This is a genomic window from Microbacterium sp. CGR2, from assembly GCF_003626735.1.
GTDB lineage: Bacteria > Actinomycetota > Actinomycetes > Actinomycetales > Microbacteriaceae > Microbacterium.
In genome coordinates this window covers 2,506,137-2,527,471 of sequence record NZ_RBHX01000001.1, presented here as the reverse complement: position 1 = coordinate 2,527,471, position 21,335 = coordinate 2,506,137, and the positions used below count along the sequence as shown (strand labels likewise).

The window sequence follows — 21,335 nt, the reverse complement described above, 5'->3', positions numbered from 1 at the left end:
GCAGACGAGAGTTTTCCCCGCTCAGGTGACGTCGGGGTGAACGGGAAGGGAAGCGCTCGTGCTCGGGTCCGTGGCTGAGGCTGAGGCTGAGGCGAGAGCGTTGATCGCGCCGATGAGCCGAAAGAGGTTTCCGACCTGACGCTGGTCGAGGTCCAGCATGAGGCGCGGCAGATGAAGCAGATCGTCGTCCGCGACTTCCGGGTGACGAGGGCTCGTGCGTTCGATGCGCCCCGACGCCAGCATCGGCGCGAACTGCTCGTTGAGGTCCTCGATCTCGGCATCCGTCGGTGCTGCGCGCATGCGCAGGATCAGAGAGTCCCCCACCCAGCGCATCGAGTCGTAGTTGCGCCAGAAACCCGCGATCTCGGCCCGTGCGGCCTCTACCGAGTCGGTGACGATCACGCGATCGAAGTCGCCCTCCGAGATGACTCCCATCGGTGCGAGGGTTTCGTCGATGAACCGCCGCAGCCCCTGCCAGAAGTCACCTCCCGGCTGGTCGAGCAGCACGATCGGGGTCGGCTCGGCCTTGCCCGTCTGCTGCAGCGTGAGCAGCTCGAACATCTCATCGAGCGTTCCGAATCCTCCGGGCAGGCAGATGAAACCCAACGACTCCTTGATGAGCATCAGTTTCCGCGTGAAGAAGTACTTCATCGCCACCACATGATCCTGACCCGCCACGAGACCGTTCGCCTTCTCCTCGAACGGCAATCGGATCGAGACGCCGAGCGACAACGCCGGTCCCGCGCCTTCCGCGGCGGCCTGCATGATGCCGGGCCCCGCGCCGGTGACGACCATCCACCCGTCTTCGGCGAGGGCCGATGCGACAGCACGGGCCTGCAAATACAGCGGATCGTCCTGGCGCGTCCGCGCCGATCCGAACACCGTCACTTTCGGCACGTGTCGGAACGGCGCGAAGAGTCGGAACGCGTCCCGCATCTCCGCCAGTGCCGCGGAAGCGATCTTGAGGTCGAGGCGGTCGGCACCGTCTTCGCCCAGCAGGATCGCAGTACGCAGCATCCGCATCACCAGACGACGGTCCGCATGGACACCGGCGTCGTCGAGAACCGCGTTGATCTCGGCGCTCAGGGCTTCGGGAAGTGCTTCGTCGATCATGGTCCCAGCGTCGCACGCCGCCCAGGGTCCGGTCGAGACCGCAACGCCGAGCGGCGGCGGCGGGCGCGGTGAGATGCCGAACGCCGCGCACCCGGATGGGGCACGCGGCGCTCGACGTTCCGGATCAGCCGACGAGTCGAGCGACCGCCTCCGCCGACGACAGGGTGTCGCGCTCGCCGGTGTGCCGATCCCAGAGCTCCACCTGTCCGTCTGCGGCACCGCGACCGACGATGACGATCTTCGGCACGCCGACGAGTTCGGCGTCACCGAACTTCACACCGGGCGAAACCTTCGGACGGTCGTCGTAGAGCACGTCGAGGCCCGCGGTCTCGAGCTCTGCGGAGAGATCGGCCGCCACGTCGAAAGCGACCTGGTCACGTCCGGCTGCGACGACCTGGACGTCGAACGGTGCGACGGATGCCGGCCAGATCAGGCCCTTGTCGTCGTTGTTGAGTTCGGCGATGATGGCGAGGATACGTGTCACGCCGATGCCGTACGAGCCCATGGTGACGGTGACGAGCTTGCCGTTCTCGTTGAGCACCTTCAGGCCCAGGGTCTCCGCGAAGAAACGGCCGAGCTGGAAGACGTGTCCGATCTCCATCCCCCGGGCGAGTTCGACCGGGCCGGAGCCGTCCGGAGCCGGGTCTCCGGCACGCACGTTCGCGATCTCGACGGTGCCGTCGGCGAAGAAATCGCGCCCTGCGACCACCGAGTGCGCGTGCTTCTGATCGATGTTGGCGCCGGTGATCCAACTCGTGCCCTCGCCGACGCGCGGGTCGACGAGGTAGCGGATGCCGGTGGCCGACTCCTCCCCGAGCACGGCGCCCGTCGGCGACCACGGCCCGATGTACCCCTTCACCAGCAGAGGGTTGTTCTCGAAATCGTCGTCCGTCGCCGTCGAGACCTCTGCCGGGGCGAAGGCGACTTCAGCGCGCTTCTCGTCGACGTCGCGGTCTCCGGGGATGCCGACGACGATCAGTTCGCGCGTGCCGTCGACGTGCGTCAGTGCGAGCACGACGTTCTTCAACGTGTCCGCGGCGGTGTAGTCGCCGTCGAGGTGCGCATTGCTGTGCGCGACCAAGGTCTCGATCGTCGGCGTGTCCGGAGAGTCGAAGACGACCGGCTGCCCCTCGGCGTCGAATTCGACAGGCTCCGGGACCGCGGTCGTGAAGGCCTCCACGTTCGCCGCGTAGCCGCCGGCACTTCGGACGAACGTGTCTTCGCCGACGGGCGTCGGGTGCAGGAACTCCTCGCTGCGCGCACCGCCCATGAGGCCGTTGTCCGCGTTCACGATGACGTATTCCAGTCCGAGTCGCTGGAAGATGCGCTCGTACGCGTCTCGCTGCTCCTGGTAGCTGGTCTCCAAACCGGCATCCGACGCGTCGAAGGAGTACGCGTCCTTCATGGTGAACTCGCGTCCGCGCAGGAGACCGGCGCGCGGGCGTGCCTCGTCGCGGTACTTGTCCTGGATCTGGTAGATCGTGAGAGGCAGGTCTTTGTAGGACGAATAGAGGTCTTTGACCAGAAGGGTGAACATCTCCTCGTGCGTCGGCGCCAACAGGTAGTCCGCACCCTTGCGGTCCTGAAGTCGGAAGATCCCGTCGCCGTAGGACTCCCAGCGTCCTGACGCCTCGTACGGGTCTCGCGGAAGCAGCGCAGGGAAGTGAACTTCCTGTGCTCCCGCGGCCGCCATCTCCGCCCGGATGATGCTCTCGATCTTCGACTTGACCTTGAGCCCGAGCGGGAGCCACGTGAACACACCCGGCGCGGCACGGCGGATATAGCCGGCGCGCACCAGCAGTCGATGGCTGGTGACCTCTGCGTCAGCAGGGTCTTCGCGGAGCGTACGGAGGAAGAACTTCGAGAGACGTGTGACCACGCCTCAAGTGTAGTGAGCCGTGGCCACGCGTCTTCGACGCACGTCAGTTGAGGGCAGGGAGACCGGACGGCACGACACCGCCGCCGTACAGGCTCGCGGCGAGCTCCTGCAGCGCGGTGAGGGCCACCCGTTGCGGGAGCGGTCCGTACGAGATGCGGGCGACGCCGAGCTTCTCGTACTCGGATGCCGCAAGCGCGCCGGGGACGCCGATGACGCTGACCTTGCGTTGTCCGATGCCCTCGACGAGCTGACGGGTGACGTTGGCGTCGAGGAGGCCGGGAACGAACACGGATGTCGCGCCGGCCTCGATGTACGCCCTGCCACGCTGGATCGCGTCGGCGATGCTCTCCTGAACCGGACGCGACCCCGCGCGGACGAAGGCATCGGTGCGGGCGTTGAGGGCGAAGGAGATTCCCTCGTCCTCCGCGGCCTTCACGATCGCTTCCACCGCCGCGACGGACTCGGCGAGCGGCTTGAGCCGGTCTTCGACGTTCGCGCCGACGACGCCCGCGCCGATGGCGAGCCGGGTCGTCTCGCCCGCGTCCCCGTACCCGTCATCGAGATCGGCCGTGACGGGCAGCTGGACGGCCGACGCGATGCGTCCGACCATGTCGATCATGAGGTCACGGGGCGTGGCACCGTCTTCGAAACCGAAGGACGCGGCGATGCCGTGACCGGCAGTCGCGATCGCTTCGGTCTCGGGGAGCGCCGCGACAGCGCGCGCGGAAACGACGTCCCACACGTTCACGACGCGGAGGATCTCCGGTGCGTCATAGAGTCCGACGAGGGTCTGGGCCTTGGCTGCAGTGGTCATGACACCACGCTAACGCGGGGCGGCGACGCCGGGGCGGTGCGGACCCCTCACTGAGGATCGACCTAGGGTGGGAGCATGCCTCAACGCCGACCGCACGTCGCACCGTCCGCCGCACAGACCGAGCTCGCGTCCGCTCTGGTGGCGCTGCGAGAGACGCTGGATGCTCCGGTCGAGTTCCCGGAAGACGTGCTCGCCGAAGCAGAGGCATCGACCGTCGACACCCCCGAGCTCGACCTCCGCGACATCCCGTTCGCCACGCTCGACCCCGAGGGTTCCCGCGACCTCGACCAGGCCTTCCACCTCGAACGCGACGGCTCCGGGTACACGGTTCGGTATGCGATCGCCGATGTGCCCGGATTCGTCATCGCCGGTGGCGCGGTCGACGCGGAAGCCCGGCGCCGTGGACAGACGCTGTATGCCGCCGACGGTCGCATTCCCCTGCATCCGCCCGTGTTGAGCGAAGATCGCGCCTCACTCCTTCCGGACGTCGATCGACCGGCACTCGTCTGGACGTTCTCGCTCGACTCCATCGGAGTGGTGTCCGCGTTCCGGCTGGAGCGCGCGATGATCCGATCGCGGGCACAACTGGACTACCGGTCAACCCAGGAGTCGCTTGATCGCGACGAGGACGGGCCGGCCGCCCTGCTTCCGGAGATCGGCGCTCTGCGTATCCAGCAGGAGCGCCTGCGCGGTGGCGCGAGTCTCAATCTCCCCGACGAGGAAGTCGTCCGACTCACGACGGGGGGCTACGCGATCGAACGCGGAACCCCGCTCCCCGTCGAAGAGTGGAACGCGCAGCTCTCCCTCATGACGGGGATGGCGGCGGCGTCACTGATGCTGGACGCCGGCGTGGGTGTGCTGCGCACCATGCCGGAACCGGATGACAAGGCGTTCGAGGCATTCCGGCACCAGACGCGGGCGCTCGGACGCCCGTGGACGTCCGGCACGTATGGCGACTACCTCCGCAGCCTCGACCGGACCGATCCTCTCGCGCTTCCCGTCCTTCAGGCCGCTGCCGCATTGTTCCGGGGTGCGGGATATGTGACCTTCGACGGTCAGGCACCGAAGGATGCCTCCCAGGCGGCCATCGCGGCACCATACGCGCATGCCACCGCGCCACTGCGTCGACTCGTCGACCGTTGGTCTCTGGCGATCTGCCTCGCGGTGTCCACAGGCCAGGAAGTGCCGTCGTGGGTGCGAGAGTCGCTCGACCAGCTCCCGGCCCTCATGCAGGCATCCGGACAACGCGCTTCACGCCTCGACTCCGCGACAGTCAACTGCGTCGAGGCGGCACTCATGACACCCCTCGTCGGCACGGAGGTGGAGGCGACGATCATCGAGCTTCGAGGCGACCGCGCATCGGTCCAGATCGCGGACCCCGCGGTCACCACCTCAGCGCCGGTACCGGCGGAAGCCGAACCCGGCGACGTCGTGCGGCTCCGTGTCCTGCGGGCAGACGTCGCCCGCGGCGAGGTGGAACTCGGGCTGTGAACCCGCAGCGCTCAGTCAGCCCGCCGGCGTGACCGTGGTCGTCATCACCAGCAGTTGCGGATCGCTGAGGTGGAGGGTCACCGCGATCGAGGCGAACTCCGCGAGCGATTCGACGTGCGTTCCGCCGCAGAGGATCACGGCCTCCCCCTCAGGAAGCTCGCAGCGCCACCGGCGTCGGTCGACGATCGTCGGTCCGTCGGTTTCGATCCCGCTACGGGCACCGGATGCCACCCATGTCGCGAGCTGCTCGTTGATCCGCGACTCACGGTCCGTCAGAGTGGCGGCGAAGGTTTCCGTGTCGAACCCTGCTCTGCGCAAGCTCTTGCCGAGGCGGTACTGATCGACCGCGCCATCGCCATCGATGTGGCTGGATTGATTGGCCTTGCCTTCGAAGTCGGGATTGCCCAGGGCATCCTCGCCCGGGTCTTTGCGCCACAGATCGGCGACGGCAAGATCGAGCGCAAGCGAAGCCAGGTGGCAGGCCGTGTGCCCCCGGCTGAGTCCCGCGCGGCGCACCGGGTCCACGGACAGCGCGACCTCCGCACCCGGTACGAGCCACTCAGGAACGGTGCCCTCGATCCGGTGCCCGACCAGCCAGGTCCATCCTTCTGCACCTCGCTTCACCGGGATCGCGCCTCCGACGGCGAACTCGCCTGCGTCGCCGGCGGCTGCCATCAGCGCTTCGACGACCGCTACCCGCGCGCCACCCACACCGAGTTCACCTGAATCGCCCGGCTGATCGGGCCAGGTGTGATCCACCGGATGGAAGGGTGTTGCGTCGACGACGACGATCGCTCCGTCGGGAGACGCTTCGACCCGTCTGACCACGCCGTCGCCCGTCGTTGCACCCGCGGCGAAGGACACGATCGTGGAAGACATACGACTCCTGAAAGGGGTTCGATCAGACCGTGACGACCTGGGCGGTGCCGAGCGGGGCGGCCGGGCCCATCTCCGCAGCGATCCGGTTCGCTTCCTCGATCAGCGTGGCGACGATATCGGCCTCAGGCACGGTCTTGATGACCTCGCCCTTGACGAAGATCTGCCCCTTGCCGTTTCCGGATGCCACACCCAGGTCGGCCTCGCGCGCTTCGCCCGGCCCGTTCACGACGCAGCCCATGACGGCGACCCGCAGCGGAACGGTCATGTCCTTCAGGCCTTCGGTGACGTCTTCCGCCAGGGTGTAGACGTCGACCTGAGCGCGTCCGCACGACGGGCACGACACGATCTCGAGCTTGCGCTCGCGAAGGTTGAGCGACTGGAGGATCTGGTGACCGACCTTGACCTCTTCTGCGGGCGGGGCGGACAGCGATACGCGAATGGTGTCGCCGATGCCCTCTCCGAGCAGGATGCCGAACGCCGTGGCGCTCTTGATCGTGCCCTGGAACGCGGGCCCGGCCTCGGTGACCCCGAGGTGCAACGGCCAATCACCCATCTCCGCCAGCTGGCGGTAGGCCTTGACCATGATCACCGGATCGTTGTGCTTGACCGAGATCTTGAAGTCATGGAAGTCGTGCTCTTCGAACAACGACGCCTCCCAGCGAGCGCTCTCCGCGAGCGCCTCCGGGGTCGCCTTGCCGTACTTCTGCAGCAGCCGCGGATCGAGCGACCCGGCGTTGACGCCGATCCGCAACGACACGCCCGCGGCTTTCGCGGCATTGGCGATCGCGCCGACCTGGTCATCGAACTTCCGGATGTTCCCCGGGTTCACGCGGACCGCCGCGCATCCGGCGTCGATCGCCTGGAAGACGTACTTCGGCTGGAAGTGGATGTCTGCGATGACCGGGATCTGACTCTTCTTCGCGATGATGTGAAGCACGTCGGCGTCATCCTGTGAGGGGACGGCTACGCGAACGATCTCACAACCCGAGGCGGTGAGCTCCGCGATCTGCTGCAGAGTTCCGTTGATGTCGGTCGTCTTCGTCGTCGTCATCGACTGCACGCTGACGGGGGCTCCCCCACCGACGAGCACCTTGCCCACTTTGATCTGACGAGACTTGCGTCGCGGGGCGAGGACTTCGGGGACTTTCGGCATCCCAAGGTTCACTGCTGGCACGTCCCCAGCCTACGCCGCCTGGACGCACGTGGGCTGGATGTCCGCCGCATCCACGACCCGCCTCCACCCGAGCGGTGCCGCCCGGTGTGGTAACTTTCACCCCATGCTCGCGAACTCCCCTTGGTGGCCCGCCTCTTAGGCGGTGTGTTCGCGTTCCCTACGAATCCAGACCGCCTCCGGGGCGGTCTTTTCGTTGAGCCGAGCCGGAGCCCTGCACAGGAGACATCGATGACCCTCTCACGACTCGCCGAGCTCAACGCCGACCCGGCAGCATCCTTCGTGCTGATCGCGCGCGACGGTGCCGATACGGTCGAACTGCTCACGGGCGACGTCGTCGACGTCGAAATGCTCGCCGACATCCCCCTCGATGCCGACGGAGTGCCGCGCGAGGTGTTCGCGATGGTGCCGTATCGGCAGGTCCGCGAGCGCGGCTTCGTCGCGCAGGACGACGGGGCTCCGTTGCGGTGCGTCGTCGTCGACGAGCACGTGCACGTTGCGACGGATGCTCTCGTCGATGCCCTCCCGTCCGAGCCGGTACCGCTCCACGGCGCCGGTTTCGATATCGCCGACGCCGAGTACGCCGAGATCGTCGAGCGAGTCATCGCCGCGGAGATCGGACGGGGTGAGGGCGCGAACTTCGTCATCCGCCGCGACTTCACGGCGACGATCGACGTCGACGACCGCACTGCCGCACTGACCTGGTTCCGAGCGCTCCTCACTCATGAACGCGGTGCCTACTGGACCTTCGCCGTCTTCACCCCCGGTCACATCGCCGTCGGCGCGAGCCCTGAGGCGCACGTCGTCGCCCGCGAGGGCGTCGTGACGATGAACCCCATCTCGGGCACGTTCCGTCACCCCGCAGGGGGCGCGACGAAGGAAAGCCTCGTCGACTTCCTCGCCTCCACGAAGGAGACCGAGGAGTTGTTCATGGTCGTCGATGAGGAGCTCAAGATGATGTCGGCCGTCTGCTCGGACGGCGGACGCATCACGGGTCCGCATCTGAAGGAGATGTCCCGCCTCACGCACACGGAGTACATGCTTCGAGGACGCAGCACCCTGGATCCGCGGGACATCCTTCGCGAAACCATGTTCGCCCCCACGGTCACCGGCTCCCCGATGCAGAACGCCTGCGCGGTGATCCGCCGACATGAGCGAAAGCCCCGCGGATACTACTCGGGTGTGGCCGCGCTGTTCACACCCAACACCAAAGGGGGCCACGACCTCGACGCACCGATCCTCATCCGCACGGTGTACCTGAACGGGGGTGCGCTGAGCGTGCCGGTCGGAGCCACGCTCGTACGGCACTCCGACCCGTTCGGCGAGGTCTCGGAGACTCACGGCAAGGCCGCCGGCGTCTTGGGAGCCATCGGCGCCATCGACCGAGACCGAGTGGCCGAGGCGCGCAGCGACGCAGACGCTCCTGGGCGGGAGCAACCTCTCGCCGATGACCCGACCATCGCGACGCTTCTCGCCTCACGCAATGCTCGCCTCGCCGACTTCTGGCTCAACCCGCAGGGCGACGACGTCGACGGCCCGTTCGCCGGCAGGACCGCCCTCGTGGTCGACGCGGAGGACCGGTTCACCACGATGCTCGCCCACCAGCTGCGCCACCTCGGCCTGTCCGTGCGGATCCGACTGTGGAGCGAGGTGGACGGCGCGGACATCGACGCCGCGGACATCGTGGTCGCCGGACCCGGGCCGGGCGACCCGCGCGATGCGGCGACTCCCCGCATCGCGCGAATGCGCGACGTCGTCTCGCGGCGCATCGATGCGGCGGCACCGCTGCTGGCTGTGTGCCTCAGCCACCAGATCCTGAGCGATCGACTCGACATCGGATTGACCGCGCTCGATGCCCCGCATCAGGGGCTCCAGAAATCGGTTCCGCTGTTCGGCGAGGATGCATCGATCGGGTTCTACAACACCTTCACCGCGCGGGTCAGTCCCGGCACCACGCGCGTCGGAACGGCCGAGGTGTCAGCCGACGCCGACTCCGGCGACGTCTACGCGCTCCGTGGGCCGCGCTTCGCGTCCGTGCAAGGTCACCTCGAGTCGATCCTGTCTCGCGATGGCATCCACACGCTGGAACGACTCGTGCGGCACGCACTCATCTGAGCTTCGCCACCTCGCTACTGCAGGATGTCGACCGGATTGAACAGGTCGGCCACCAGCAGGAGAGCGCCCATCGCGATCAGGAGCACTGCCACCACGACGGTGAGCGGGACGAGCTTGGTCGCATCCACGGGCGCGGGTGGGGGTCGGCGGAACAGCTTCGCCCACGCCCGCTTGATGCCGTCCCAGAGCGCCACGACGATGTGTCCGCCGTCGAGCGGCAGCAACGGGATGAGGTTGAAGACGAACAGCGCGACGTTCAACGAGCCGAGCAGCCCGAGCAGCACCGCGAATCGATTCAGAATCGGCGCGTCGGTGGCGGCGACCTCACCGGCGATCCGGCCCACTCCCACGACGCTGAGAGGACCGTTCGGGTCGCGCTCTCCCCCGGTCACCAGCGACACCCCGATGTCCCACAGACGCACGGGAAGCGTCACGATGAGGGATGCCACCCGTCCGACGGTGTCCGCCGTCATCTGCGGCCCGGCGTTCAGAGGCTGCTGCACGTATCCCATCTGCGAGCCCATGCCCACGAACCCCACCTCTTTGACGACGGGCTTGCCGGAGTCGTCGAGCACGGGTTGTCCGCTGGCGTCGGTGATCGCGCGCTCAGCGGCGATCGGCGTGATGCTCAGGGTCTCCTCGTTCCCCTCGCGGAGCACGACCATGTCCAGGGTCTCGCCGGGAGCCGCCTGCACGATCGCGGTGGCTTCGGCGAACGTCGACACCGGCTGACCATCGATCGAGACGATCACGTCGCCCGGTTCGATCCCCGCCTCCGCAGCTGGCGACGCAGGGTCCTCCGGCGAGCACTCGGTGGCCGTCGACTCGGCCGGAACCACGCAGCGGGTGACCGAGGCCACGGTCGTGGTGCCCTGCTGGACACCGATCCCCGAAACGAGGACGGTGAAGATGATGGTCGCGAGGACCAGATTCATCAGCGGTCCGCCGAACATCACGATGACGCGCTTCCACACCGGCAGCCGATAGAAGACGCGCTCCTCAGCCCCCTCGGCGATGGTCTCGTCGTTGGCCGAACGCGCATCCTGGATGAGGGTGCGGAAGATCCCCTTGACCGGGCCCGCGTTCTTGGACGCCGGGTACATGCCCGACATCGAGATGAAGCCCCCGACCGGCAGGAGCTTGAAGCCGTACTCCGTCTCACCGATCCGCTTCGACCAGAGACGCGGCCCGAAACCGATCATGTACTGGCCGACGCGCACGCCGAAGAGCTTGGCGGGGACAAGATGACCGACCTCGTGCAGTCCGATCGACAGCCCGAGGCCGATCAGCATGAACAGGATGCCGCCCAGATAGAGCAGGATTTCCACGTGCCAACGCTACTGCCCGCAGCCTAGGAATCCGCCCGGCCGCCGACATGGTTAGGCTGGGTCCGTGACTTCACGGCAGCGGCGAATGGTGCGCGCCAGTGCGATCTCTTCCGCAGCCACGCTGGTCGCCGCCGTGTCGCACACGCTCGGTGGCGGAGCCGCTCCGCATCCGCTCCTGATCCTCGCTGTCGCCACTCTCCTCATACCGCTGACCGCCGTCCTCATCGGAGCACGACACTCCACGACGCGCGTCGCCACAGCGGTCCTGCTCGCGCAGGGTGCCTTCCATCTCGTGTTCCAGTCGCTGGGGGCACCGACGGGCGGGCGCGGGGCCAGCGCGACAGGGCACGCGCATCACGTCATCCTGTCCCCGCTGGACTCGTTCGCGACCGAAGCATCGCCGGACGCGCCCATGCTCGTGGCACACGTCGTCGCCGCCGCGTTCACAGCTGCCCTCGTCGTGCGCGGCGAGATGGTTCTGCTGCGCATCGCCGCCTGGTTCCATGCGTTGCTGCGACGCTCGGTGACCTCTGCTCCTGCGGATCACGGTCGCCCGGTCCCGCTCGCCTCGATTCTCCTGCCCGCAGCAGACGCCGCCATCTCGGCCGCCGTCTCCCGACGAGGGCCGCCTCTCCTCGCTCGCGGCTGACCTGCCGCATCAGAGATCCGCTGCCATCCGGCGCAACATCATCTTTCGCGGGCATCCGCGTCGTTCGGCGCACCCGCATCCGAGCATTCAGGAGATTTCGCATGTCCACCCGCAACCCCGGCGTCGTCCGCCGTACCACCGTCACCGCCGGCGCCATCCTCGGCGGCACGCTCCTCGCCCTCACGGCTCCCTCGATGGCCAGCGCGCATGTCGGCGTGAGCCCTGACCATCTCACAGCCGGAGATCACGGCGTTCTCACCTTCTCTTTCGCCCACGGCTGTGACAACTCACCGACCACGGCTCTTCGGGTGACCATGCCGCAGGGGCTGGCCTCTGTCGCTCCCACGATGGATGGCGACTGGACCATCGACGTCGAACGGGGCGACGACGGTCTCGTCAGTGCGGTGACGTACACCGCCGTGACACCCGTTCCGAACGACCTGCGAGGCGCGGTGAGTATGTCCGTCGGCCTCGACGAGTCGGCTCCCGCCTCTCTCGCGTTCCCCGTCGTCCAGGAGTGCGTCGACGGCGCGACCGAGTGGACGCAGCTGGCAGAGAAGGGCGAAGATCCGCACAGCCTCGATTCGCCGGCACCCGTGGTGACGGTGGATGCCGCTGCCGCAGAGGTCGAACACTCGGAATCGGGGACGAAGGCGGACGCCGCCGACGCCGCGAGCGATTCTGACCCGCTGCCGTCCATCCTCGGCGCCGGCGGACTCGTCGCAGGTCTCGCGGCGCTGGTCGTCTCGGTGGTCGCCGTGCGCCGAAGCGCCTGACCGAAGGCACGTCTCCCCGCGCGTGTGCATGCGGGGAGACGTGCCGCAGGCGGGGTTCGCCCCGGCGCCGTGAGATCATGGAAACGACATGTCGATGGAAAAACAACCCAGCCTGCCGCCCGTGCTCCGCCCCGCGAACCCGCCCCGGCGTCAGCTGTCCGAACTCGCCACCCGATTCGCTCGCGACGTCCGCGGCGACGTCGACGGCATAGTGGTGTCCGGCATCACACTCGCCACTGCAGACCTCCGTCCCGGGGAAGCGTTCGTCGCCATCCAGGGCGTCAATCGACACGGTGCGGACTTCTCCGCCGCCGCATCGGAGCAGGGTGCCGTCGCCGTCATCACCGATGAGCCCGGTGCGGTGATCGCCGAGCCCACGGGGCTCCCCATCATCGTCGTCGACGACCCGCGCGCCGTACTCGGAGAGCTCAGCGCGTGGGTGTACGGCACGGGAGCAGATGACCCGCTCCCCCTGCTCTTCGCCACGACGGGCACGAACGGCAAGACCAGCGTCTCGCACCTTCTCCAGGGCATCCTCGACCAGATGGGCGTCGTCACAGGGCTCTCCTCGACGGCCGAGCGCCACATCGCCGGTGAGGTCATCGTGTCCCGGCTGACGACGCCGGAAGCGTCCGAGATGCACGCTCTTCTGGCTCTGATGAGAGAGCGTGAAGTAGAGGCGGTCGCCGTCGAGGTCAGCGCCCAGGCACTGTCCCGGCACCGCGTGGACGGCATCCGCTTCGACGTCGCCGGCTTCACGAACCTCAGCCATGATCATCTCGACGACTACGCCGACATGGAGGAGTACTTCGAGGCGAAGCTGCCGCTCTTCCGACCCGACCGCGCCATCCGCGGCGTCGTCTGCCTCGACTCGGCATCCGGCGCGCTCGTCGTCGAACGCTCCGAGATCCCCGTCGTCACCGTCGGCACCCCGTCGATCGCTGCCGATCCGGATGCGGCTGGGCAGGCCGACTGGGTCGTCGTCATCGACGAGGAGCGCCCCTCGGGCACCACCTTCACGATGAACGGCCCCGCCGGTTCCCTCACCACCACCGTTCCGGTGATCGGCCCGCATATGGCCGCCAACGCCGCGCTGGCGATCGTGATGCTCCTGGAGGGCGGCTACCCGTGGCAGCGCATCGTCGGCGCACTGACGCATGACGACGGTATCAGCGCGTATCTGCCGGGCCGCACCCAGCTCGTCTCCGGTGAGCGCGGCCCCGCGGTCTTCGTCGATTTCGGGCACTCCCCCGACGCCTTCGAGAAGACCCTCGCAGCCATCCGACGCGTCACTCCCGGCCGAGTGCTGATGCTCTTCGGCGCCGACGGCGACCGCGATGCGAGCAAGCGATTCGACATGGCTCGCACGGCCGTCGAAGGCAGCGACATCCTGGTGGTCACCGACCACCACCCTCGGTTCGAAGATCCCTCATCGATCCGTGCGACCCTGATCGAGGGCGCCCGCACGGCGCGACCGGATGCCGAGATCCACGAGTACTCGCCGCCGGAGCGCGCCATCGTGGCTGCGGTCGACCTGGTGGGAGATGGTGACGCCATTCTCTGGGCGGGCCCCGGACACCAGGACTACCGCGACATCCGCGGCGTCCGAACCCCTTACTCCGCCCGAGAGCTCGCCAGACGAGCGCTGCGCGCCGCGGGGTGGCCGGTGCCGGACTCGCGGTGGCCGGTACCGTACCCCGACGAAGACTGACCTCGAGGGCCGTCAGTTCGCCTCGATCAGCCGATCGGCGGTCTTCCGCGCCCATTCCTCGGCGGCTATCAGCGATTCCACGGTGAGGGTGTCGGGCGGTTCGTGGGCGTCGACGACGCGAGCGATCGTGTCGACGATACCCAGGAAAGACAGGCGCCCCTCGTGGAACGCATCGACAGCCTGCTCATTCGCGGCGTTGTACACCGCGGGGAATGTGGTGCCCGCTCGCCCGACCGCCTTCGCGAGTGCGACTGCCGGGAAGGCCTCGACGTCCAGGGGCTCGAAGGTCCAGGACGACGCCGCGGTCCAGTCGAGGGGCCGACCGACTCCTCCGACGCGGTGAGGCCAGTCCAGCCCCAGCGAGATCGGCAGCCGCATGTCGGGCGGTGACGCCTGTGCGATCGTCGAGCCGTCGATGAACTCGACCATCGAGTGCACGATCGACTGCGGATGCACGACCACTTCGATGTCGTCGTAGGGCACGTCGAACAGCAGGTGGGCCTCGATGACCTCGAGTCCTTTGTTGACGAGCGTGGCGGAGTTCGTGGTGACCATACGGCCCATGTCCCAGGTCGGGTGGGCGAGCGCCTGCGCCGGTGTGACGGCCGCGAGGTCTGCACGGCTCCTCCCCCGGAACGGACCACCGGACGCCGTGACCACGAGACGCCGCACCTCGGCATGCGTGCCGGCACGAAGCGCCTGAGCGAGGGCCGAATGCTCGGAGTCCACGGGAACGATCTGATCGGCCGCTGCGGCCGCGAGAACCAACTCGCCCCCGACGATCAGCGACTCCTTGTTGGCGAGGGCAAGCGTCCGGCCTGCCTTCAGAGCCGCGAGTGTCGACCCGAGGCCGATCGAACCGGTGATCGCATTGAGCACCACGTCCGCATCGACGTCACGAACCAGCTGCTCCGCCTCCGCTGCGCCCAGCGCCGTGTGCTCGACCTGGAACTGCGCGGCCTGCTCGGCGAGCATCCCGGCATTCGACCCGGCTGCAAGGCCGACCAGCTCGAATCGACGGGGATTGGCCCGGATCACATCCAGCGCCTGAGTGCCGATGGAACCGGTGGACCCGAGGACGATGATGCGACGCATGAAGTCAGCCTAGGACACGACCCCGACGTCTCCGGCTACGGCGCCTGCACGGGCGTCGTCGCGAGGATGTCCACGACGAACACGAGGCTCTCCTTCTGGAGTTCGTGTCCTTCGCTCGCTCCGTAGCCATCCGATGGAGGCATCACGACGACGACCTGAGAGCCGACCTTCTGACCCTCGAGCGCCTTCTGGAAGCCGGCGACCACACCCGTGGTGGGGAACTGCGTGGGCGCCGCGTCGCGGCTCCAGCTGGAGTCGAACTCCTTGCCGTCGGACCATTTCACGCCCAGGTACTGAACGGCGACGAGGTCGCCGGACCCGACTGTCTGGCCATCGCCCTGCTTGAGGACGGCGACCTTGGTCTCGGTCGGTGCCTCGCCGTCGGGAATCGTCACGGTCGGGGCGCCCTTGTCATCGAGCTTCACCGTCGGCATGCCCGGGGTCGGGTCGACGTCGGTGCCGGTGGCGACCTCGGAAAGATGGTCGACCGCTTCGGCGTAGACGACCTTGTTCGTGCCCCCTTCACCGAAGACGGCACCGGGGAGGGCCAGGACAACCTGAGTGCCGACAGGCTGGCACTCCAGCGCGGCGATGAACAGTGATGCGCTGTTCTGATCCAGGAGGACAGATGCCTCTCCGCCTTCGCTGCGCTCGGAGGAATCAACGACGTCACCGGTCGCGGCATCCACGATCTGGTAGGTCACCGAGACCAGCTCACCCGCAATGACGTCGTCACCATCTCCCTCGGAGACGATCGTGCGCTCCACGTCGGCGAATGCCGCGTCTGCCGGCACCGTGACGGTCGCGTCGAGGCCCTCGCCGTCGACGACGACCGAGTCGGACGTGTCACCGGGCTTCGCGTCCACCAGACACGAGCTCGACGGAGAAGGATCCGGCGTACCGGAGCTCTCCGGCGCATCACCGGCGCAGCCTGCCAGCAGCAGGGTCGCCGCAGCGACGGTGGACAGAAGGACGAGCGGACGCTTGCGCACAGTGAGACCTCAGGATCGCGGGCGGGACGCTCCATCCTCCCCCATCACTCTTTGCCAACCCTGGGAAGTCGTGCGCGAGTCTGCATTCCCACGCGGGCATGGATCCGGGAGTAGCCTGCTCTGATGACCTCTGCGCAATCCGTCGAGCCCGAATCCTCGTCAGAAGAGGCGGCACCCTCGGAAGCGAAAGCCGCAGAAGAGGAGACGAAGCCCCGGCACGCCGGCTTCACCTATGCTCTGGGCCGAAGCCTGATCAGCCCCCTCGCCCGTCTGATCTATCGCCCGCGGATCGAGGGCAGGGACAACGTGCCGCGCACGGGCGCCGTGATCTTCGCGAGCAACCATCTGTCCTTCATCGACTCGATCGCGATCCCCGTGGCCGCGCCGCGTCCGGTGCACTTCATGGCGAAATCGAGCTATTTCGAGGGCAGCGGCTTCAAGGGCTGGATGAGCAAAGTGTTCTTCCAATCCATCGGAGCGATCCCGGTGCGCCGCGGTGCGGGCAAGGCTGCTCTGGACGCCCTGGATCTGCAGCGCCAGCTCCTCGATGAGGGCCTTGCCGTCGCGCTGTACCCCGAAGGCACCCGATCGACAGACGGTCGACTGTACAAGGGACGTACCGGTGTGGCGTTCCTCGCGTTGCAGACCGGTGCACCGGTCGTGCCGGTCGGCCTCGTCGGGACCGACAAGGTGATGCCCGTCGGCGCGAAGGTCCCGACACTGTCTGAACGGATCACCGTGCGTTTCGGTGCACCGTTGGACCTCTCGCCGCACGGGCCCGCGACGAGCGGGCGAGCACGTCGGCTGGCCACCGACGAGATCATGGCTTCGATCCACGCACTGTCCGGTCAAGAGCTTGCGGGCGCCTACAACGAGGCTCCTCCGCAGGGCACGATCGAGAAGATCAAGCAGGCTCTGCCGCACGAGCGCCGCTGATCTCGACCTGTGCCGAGGGCGAACTCACGCCTGTGCGGTCACGGTGGCCTCGTGGTGCACCGGGAAGTTCATCGAGTTCGCGATGAAACACCATTCGTTGGCCTGCGCATGTGCGCGCTCCGCAGCCTCGATCATCGACGGCTCGGCGACGACGACCTCGGGTCGGAGCATCACCTCGACGAACGACCCGCCGCCGGCTCCGTCCTCGCGCATCAGTCCGCTCGCCTGATCGCGGTAGGAGACGACGACGACTCCTGCGGTGACACACGCGTGCAGGTACGACAGCAGGTGACATTCGGACAGCGAAGCAAGAAGCAGATCTTCCGGGTTCCATCGCGACGGATCGCCGCGGAACGGCTTGTCGGACGAAGCGAGGAGGTCTGGCTTGCCCTCGATCTCGATCGTCACGTCGCGCCGATAGTCACGGTAACCGGTGGTGCCCCCTCCGGTGTTCCCCGTCCACGAGGACGTCAGCGCATAGCGGTGTTCCCCGAGCATACGGCTCGTCGACTCTTGTGTCATGAGACCAGTGTGCCAGGACCCTGGGACACCGGACCCTCCGGCAGCTGCCGTGGACGAGCGGACCCGCGGCGGTAGGATCGATCCGTGCTGGAGACTCTCACCGTTCAGGATGCCGTGGAACTCGCCGTCGTCGAACGCAGCGGATTCGTCGAATCCCGCCATGCGGGCGCGGCGGTGGTGCTGTCGCCGGACGGCGACGTCGTCACTCGGCACGGCAACGCCGACGCGCTGATCCTGCCGCGTTCCAGCCTCAAGCCCCTGCAGGCCGTTGCCTGCATCACCGCGGGCGCTGCGCTCGAAGGAGAACAGCTGGCGCTGTCGACGGCAAGTCACACGGGCACGGATCGGCACGCCTCCGTGGTGCGGGACATCTTGACGGAGGGTGGACTCACCGAGGACCACCTCGCCTGCCCGCCCGCCTGGCCGACCGACACGGCGACCCGCGACGAACTCGTCCGCGAGCACGGTGCCGAGGCCCGCGTTCGCATGAACTGCTCCGGCAAGCACGCGGCAATGCTCCGCGCCTGCGTGGCCACGGGATGGCCGACCGAGGGATATCTCGACCCCACCCATCCGCTGCAGGCGCACATCCGCGAGGTGGTTGAGCGGCTGTCGGGCGAGAAGATCGCCCACACCTCGATCGACGGGTGCGGCGCACCGGTCCACGCACTCACGCTCACCGGCCTGGCCCGATCGATTCACCGCATCGGGACAGCCTCTGACCGGTCCCCCTTCGCGTTACACCGTGTTGCCGGCTCGCTGGTGCGCGCCGTGCGCGAGAACCCCTGGACGATCGAGGGCCCCGGACGCCCCGACACCATCGCGATCGAGAAGCTCGGGGTGTTCACCAAGGGCGGCGCAGAGGGAATCATGGTGATGGTCGCTCCCAACGGGACGACGGTCGCGCTGAAGATCCTCGACGGCTCCGCGCGCGCCTCGACCATCGTCGCAGCGACCCTGTTGGCGCATACCGGAGGCCTGACGGAGGCGGATGTGGCGTCGCTGGCCTCCGCCCTTCCTCTCACGGTCCTCGGGGGCGGAAAAGACGTCGGAGTGGTCCGGCCCGGCGCCGGCATCTGACCCGGTCATCCCGGAGCGAGAGCCGGGATGACGACGCGGCGCGGCGAGGCGCCGCCCCGCACGGACCACGCACGACCCGCGTGCGGTGACGCGTATGGAGGCACCTCGCGCACGCTCGCCAGTTGCCGGAGATCGGCAGGCTGCTCAGCGCGGATCAGAATCTCTCCGTCCTCGCGGACGCGCTGCCACACCGACCAGTTGCGCTGCCAGGTCTCCGCGTCGGCGACGATGACCCGCGGCCGGTCGGCATCGACAGGATCTGCGCCGGCGACGAGCACTTCGCACTCGGGATAGGCGTCTCGGAGACGAGCAGCCACGGACACGGCACCCGGAGTCACCAATGCCGTGGACCCGGTCGGATTCCACGGTGCAACGGCGGGGCCTGCGGGCGGACGGAACGTTTCCGGATCGATCCAGGCGAACTGGACCTCTCGGTCAGCGACCCTGGCGCGTCCAGGCAATCGGTCGCGCAGGAACCCGGAGGGCTCGCCTCCCGCTGCGATGTGCTCCACTCGGCTCGACATCCGCAGCAACGCGCGACGCGGCAGAGCATCCAGCAGACGCCCGATCGGGCCCGCCGCTCTCGATACGCTCACGACGATCGTCGCACCGACGCCGGTCCTGATCAGCTGCTCCCAGCGGTGGACGAACTGCTGAGCGTGCTCGGCCGGAAACCCCGCGAACAGAGCATCGAGGTCATCGCAAAGGACCAGCCGCGGCATCCGCTCGGCACCCGAAGCCCACGCGGTCACGAGGTCCCATGCGCCTTCCAGGTCCGATGGCACCCAGCACGCCGCCGACTGCTGGACCGCGATCGTCCGCAAGAGTGCAGTGCGGCCGGACCCCGGGGCGCCGAGCACGGCCAGACCGCGGTCGGCACCGCACTGCAGCGTCTCCAATGGTTGCGATTGGTGGGCCGGGTCGTCTGCGCGGCCGAGCACGATCGTGTCGGCCGTGACGGCGGGCGCGGCGACGGCCTCGGCATCGAGGTCGGACAGAGTCAGGTGTGAGGGCAGCGCTGGGAGCCATGGGCTCAGCGGGGGCGAAGCATCTCCCCAGCGCACACCGACGTGGCGCAGATCCGACGCGCCGGTCAGCGCGATCCGTGTTGCCACAGGTTCGCGATCTTCCGGACGTCGCACCAGCCCGAGGCCGCGGGACTGAGCGCCGCCCGGGATCTCGGCCGCTGCATCCGTTCCGAGGACGAGCCTGCTGTCTGCAGCATCGCCGAGTCGCAAGCTGATCCGCAACGGGCAGTTGGCGGCCAACGCGTCCCGCACGACCCCCGCGGCACGCTGCGTGCCGAGGATCAGATGCATGCCCAGCGCCCGGCCCCGCGCAGCGACGTCGGTGAACACCGCGCCGAGATCGGGGTGCTCCTGCAGCAAAGCCGCGAACTCGTCCACGACGATCACCAGACGCGGCATCGCCGCGTCCCGCACATCGCGAACGCCCGCGGCGGCGAGTACGGACTCCCTCCGGCGCAACTCGGCCGTGAGACTGGAAACGCCGCGCCGCGCGCCGTCCTCATCGAGATCGGTGATGACCGCCGCGACCTGCGGCAGCTCACGCAGCGGCTCGAAAGCCGTGCCACCCTTGAAGTCGGCAAGGACGAACGTCACGCGCTCCGGTCCGTGTGCGGTGGCGATGGCGGTGACCCAGGTGACGAGCAGTTCGCTCTTCCCCGTACCCGTGGTGCCGGTCACGATGGCATGCGGTCCGTCTTCGACGATGTCGACCACGACCGCGTCGTGCGCGTTTCGTCCGATGGCCGCGGCCAGGCCGTGCGGCGTCGGCGACTGCTCGAGTTCGCGGAGCGCGACCGCGTCCGGGAGTTCAGCGGTGTCGTCTGCCTGCACGACAGACTCCCGAGCGACCATCCCGGCTTGTGCGTGCGACAGGCACTCCACGGCCAGGGACGTGAGACCGTCCGGGGTGCGCAGGGTCGCGCGGCGGGGCTCGACGATGTCGATCACCGTCGTGATTCCTTCCGGCACCTCCGTTCCGCTGGCGGCGAGCCAGATCAGAGCGTCGGCGTCGACGCGCCCCTCGGCCGCCGAAGCGACGCCCACCCGGAAACTTCCCCGACGGTCTCGAGCAGCATGCGGCAGTTCGTCGAGCCCGTATCGGTCGAGGCCTGCGCCGATGAGCGAGAGCTGCGGAGCGCTGAACCGCAGGCAGAGCTGCACCGCCAGCGCTCGAGCCGCTGCCGCAACCATGGGCGAAGCACCCCGCAGGCACACGCCGCCCCCGAGAGGTACGGCGATGGGTGCGTCGTCGAGTTTCTCGCAACGGCTTCGGAAGCCCCGCGCCCTCTCGCCGTCCCCACCGCTGCACCGGATGGCACTGGGTACCCGCCCGCTGCCGACGACGAGGGCCGTCGCCGCATCGGGAGCGTGCGCACCACGCAGAGGCGGGTGTTCGATACACGACGCCGCATCCGGCTGACGGAGCCAGCGGCCCGCCCGCTCTTCACGCTGTCTGCGCTGCAGTTCCTCCTCGGCATCCGACCACGCCTTCTCCGCCACTGCCGCATCGCGCCGCCCGGTGCGACGCCGAGTGCGGGCGGAGTCGACGAGCGACGCGACGATCATGAGAGGACCCAACGCGGCGAAACACAGCGCGAACAGTGATCCCGACACCAACCACAGCACCACTCCGGCGGCGATCGGCACGACCGCCGCCATCAGCGGCACAGCGGGACGACGGGGCGCGACAGGAGCGGCGGGAAGCGGGATCGGCTGGGATTCCATACGCCTCAGTGCACAGCACGATCCGTCATGG

Annotated in this window: 17 protein-coding genes; 7 read left to right on the top strand and 10 right to left on the bottom strand. The window is 68.1% G+C overall.

The window, feature by feature from the left end; translation table 11 throughout:
* Positions 1-21 precede the first annotated feature (21 nt).
* From D7252_RS12595 to D7252_RS12585, 3 genes are all read right to left on the bottom strand, one after another.
* Positions 22-1,113 (bottom strand): TIGR00730 family Rossman fold protein, encoded by a 1,092-nt coding sequence (locus tag D7252_RS12595; RefSeq protein ID WP_120775702.1) that lies wholly within the window; start codon positions 1,111-1,113, stop codon positions 22-24.
* A gap of 124 nt (positions 1,114-1,237) precedes the next feature.
* Entirely contained in the window at positions 1,238-2,992 is a 1,755-nt protein-coding gene (locus tag D7252_RS12590) for a proline--tRNA ligase (RefSeq protein WP_120775701.1), read from the bottom strand.
* A gap of 43 nt (positions 2,993-3,035) precedes the next feature.
* Positions 3,036-3,806, bottom strand: coding sequence for an isocitrate lyase/phosphoenolpyruvate mutase family protein (locus D7252_RS12585; RefSeq protein WP_120775700.1), 771 nt, complete (start codon positions 3,804-3,806; stop codon positions 3,036-3,038).
* Positions 3,807-3,881: 75 nt separating this feature from the next.
* Here D7252_RS12585 and D7252_RS12580 point away from each other — a divergent pair, with 75 nt between their 5' ends.
* Positions 3,882-5,297 carry an RNB domain-containing ribonuclease gene (locus tag D7252_RS12580; protein WP_120775699.1) on the top strand — a complete coding sequence of 472 codons (1,416 nt, stop codon included), beginning with the start codon at positions 3,882-3,884 and terminating at the stop codon, positions 5,295-5,297.
* A gap of 15 nt (positions 5,298-5,312) precedes the next feature.
* Here D7252_RS12580 and D7252_RS12575 read toward each other — a convergent pair whose 3' ends face one another.
* Positions 5,313-6,176, bottom strand: a complete 864-nt coding sequence (locus D7252_RS12575; protein WP_120775698.1) for a hypothetical protein — start codon at positions 6,174-6,176, stop codon at positions 5,313-5,315.
* A gap of 22 nt (positions 6,177-6,198) precedes the next feature.
* Positions 6,199-7,350 carry a flavodoxin-dependent (E)-4-hydroxy-3-methylbut-2-enyl-diphosphate synthase gene (ispG, locus tag D7252_RS12570; protein WP_183055289.1) on the bottom strand — a complete coding sequence of 384 codons (1,152 nt, stop codon included), beginning with the start codon at positions 7,348-7,350 and terminating at the stop codon, positions 6,199-6,201.
* 228 nt (positions 7,351-7,578) lie between these two features.
* Here ispG and D7252_RS12565 point away from each other — a divergent pair, with 228 nt between their 5' ends.
* A complete protein-coding gene (locus D7252_RS12565) occupies positions 7,579-9,462 on the top strand; it encodes a chorismate-binding protein (protein ID WP_120775696.1) in 1,884 nt (627 codons plus the stop codon).
* Between the two features lie 14 nt (positions 9,463-9,476).
* Here the strand turns inward: D7252_RS12565 and D7252_RS12560 are convergent, their stop codons facing one another.
* A complete protein-coding gene (locus D7252_RS12560; RefSeq protein ID WP_120775695.1) occupies positions 9,477-10,790 on the bottom strand; it encodes an RIP metalloprotease in 1,314 nt (437 codons plus the stop codon).
* 64 nt (positions 10,791-10,854) lie between these two features.
* On the opposite strand from D7252_RS12560, the gene D7252_RS12555 reads away from it, so the two are divergent.
* The 3 genes from D7252_RS12555 to D7252_RS12545 all read left to right on the top strand — a co-directional run bounded on the left by D7252_RS12555 (position 10,855) and on the right by D7252_RS12545 (position 13,926).
* Positions 10,855-11,439 carry a hypothetical protein gene (locus tag D7252_RS12555; protein ID WP_120775694.1) on the top strand — a complete coding sequence of 195 codons (585 nt, stop codon included), beginning with the start codon at positions 10,855-10,857 and terminating at the stop codon, positions 11,437-11,439.
* A gap of 101 nt (positions 11,440-11,540) precedes the next feature.
* Positions 11,541-12,215, top strand: coding sequence for a YcnI family protein (locus tag D7252_RS12550; protein WP_120775693.1), 675 nt, complete (start codon positions 11,541-11,543; stop codon positions 12,213-12,215).
* A gap of 94 nt (positions 12,216-12,309) precedes the next feature.
* Positions 12,310-13,926, top strand: a complete 1,617-nt coding sequence (locus tag D7252_RS12545) for a Mur ligase family protein (protein WP_183055288.1) — start codon at positions 12,310-12,312, stop codon at positions 13,924-13,926.
* Positions 13,927-13,938: 12 nt separating this feature from the next.
* Here the strand turns inward: D7252_RS12545 and dxr are convergent, their stop codons facing one another.
* Both dxr and D7252_RS12535 read right to left on the bottom strand, forming a co-directional pair.
* On the bottom strand, positions 13,939-15,021 hold the full coding sequence (gene dxr / locus D7252_RS12540; protein ID WP_120775692.1) for a 1-deoxy-D-xylulose-5-phosphate reductoisomerase: 1,083 nt from the start codon (positions 15,019-15,021) through the stop codon (positions 13,939-13,941).
* A gap of 35 nt (positions 15,022-15,056) precedes the next feature.
* Entirely contained in the window at positions 15,057-16,013 is a 957-nt protein-coding gene (locus tag D7252_RS12535; protein ID WP_120775691.1) for an FKBP-type peptidyl-prolyl cis-trans isomerase, read from the bottom strand.
* A gap of 123 nt (positions 16,014-16,136) precedes the next feature.
* Here D7252_RS12535 and D7252_RS12530 point away from each other — a divergent pair, with 123 nt between their 5' ends.
* Positions 16,137-16,949, top strand: a complete 813-nt coding sequence (locus D7252_RS12530) for a 1-acyl-sn-glycerol-3-phosphate acyltransferase (protein ID WP_120775690.1) — start codon at positions 16,137-16,139, stop codon at positions 16,947-16,949.
* Between the two features lie 24 nt (positions 16,950-16,973).
* Here the strand turns inward: D7252_RS12530 and D7252_RS12525 are convergent, their stop codons facing one another.
* On the bottom strand, positions 16,974-17,447 hold the full coding sequence (locus D7252_RS12525; protein ID WP_120775689.1) for an OsmC family protein: 474 nt from the start codon (positions 17,445-17,447) through the stop codon (positions 16,974-16,976).
* A 108-nt stretch (positions 17,448-17,555) separates the two neighbouring features.
* On the opposite strand from D7252_RS12525, the gene D7252_RS12520 reads away from it, so the two are divergent.
* Positions 17,556-18,551, top strand: coding sequence for an asparaginase (locus tag D7252_RS12520; protein ID WP_120775688.1), 996 nt, complete (start codon positions 17,556-17,558; stop codon positions 18,549-18,551).
* 5 nt (positions 18,552-18,556) lie between these two features.
* Here D7252_RS12520 and D7252_RS12515 read toward each other — a convergent pair whose 3' ends face one another.
* Positions 18,557-21,304, bottom strand: a complete 2,748-nt coding sequence (locus tag D7252_RS12515; protein ID WP_120775687.1) for an FtsK/SpoIIIE domain-containing protein — start codon at positions 21,302-21,304, stop codon at positions 18,557-18,559.
* Between the last annotated feature and the right edge of the window lie 31 nt (positions 21,305-21,335).

What these genes read in the sequence shown, in the direction of transcription:
- D7252_RS12580 (WP_120775699.1), top strand. Translation starts at nt 3,882, where the DNA reads ATGCCTCAACGCCGACCGCACGTCGCACCGTCCGCCGCACAGACCGAG.
- D7252_RS12530 (WP_120775690.1), top strand. Translation starts at nt 16,137, where the DNA reads ATGACCTCTGCGCAATCCGTCGAGCCCGAATCCTCGTCAGAAGAGGCG.
- D7252_RS12585 (WP_120775700.1), bottom strand. Translation starts at nt 3,806, where the DNA reads ATGACCACTGCAGCCAAGGCCCAGACCCTCGTCGGACTCTATGACGCA.
- dxr (WP_120775692.1), bottom strand. Translation starts at nt 15,021, where the DNA reads ATGCGTCGCATCATCGTCCTCGGGTCCACCGGTTCCATCGGCACTCAG.
- D7252_RS12575 (WP_120775698.1), bottom strand. Translation starts at nt 6,176, where the DNA reads ATGTCTTCCACGATCGTGTCCTTCGCCGCGGGTGCAACGACGGGCGAC.
- D7252_RS12565 (WP_120775696.1), top strand. Translation starts at nt 7,579, where the DNA reads ATGACCCTCTCACGACTCGCCGAGCTCAACGCCGACCCGGCAGCATCC.
- D7252_RS12525 (WP_120775689.1), bottom strand. Translation starts at nt 17,447, where the DNA reads ATGCTCGGGGAACACCGCTATGCGCTGACGTCCTCGTGGACGGGGAAC.
- D7252_RS12515 (WP_120775687.1), bottom strand. Translation starts at nt 21,304, where the DNA reads ATGGAATCCCAGCCGATCCCGCTTCCCGCCGCTCCTGTCGCGCCCCGT.
- D7252_RS12550 (WP_120775693.1), top strand. Translation starts at nt 11,541, where the DNA reads ATGTCCACCCGCAACCCCGGCGTCGTCCGCCGTACCACCGTCACCGCC.
- D7252_RS12545 (WP_183055288.1), top strand. Translation starts at nt 12,310, where the DNA reads ATGGAAAAACAACCCAGCCTGCCGCCCGTGCTCCGCCCCGCGAACCCG.
- D7252_RS12595 (WP_120775702.1), bottom strand. Translation starts at nt 1,113, where the DNA reads ATGATCGACGAAGCACTTCCCGAAGCCCTGAGCGCCGAGATCAACGCG.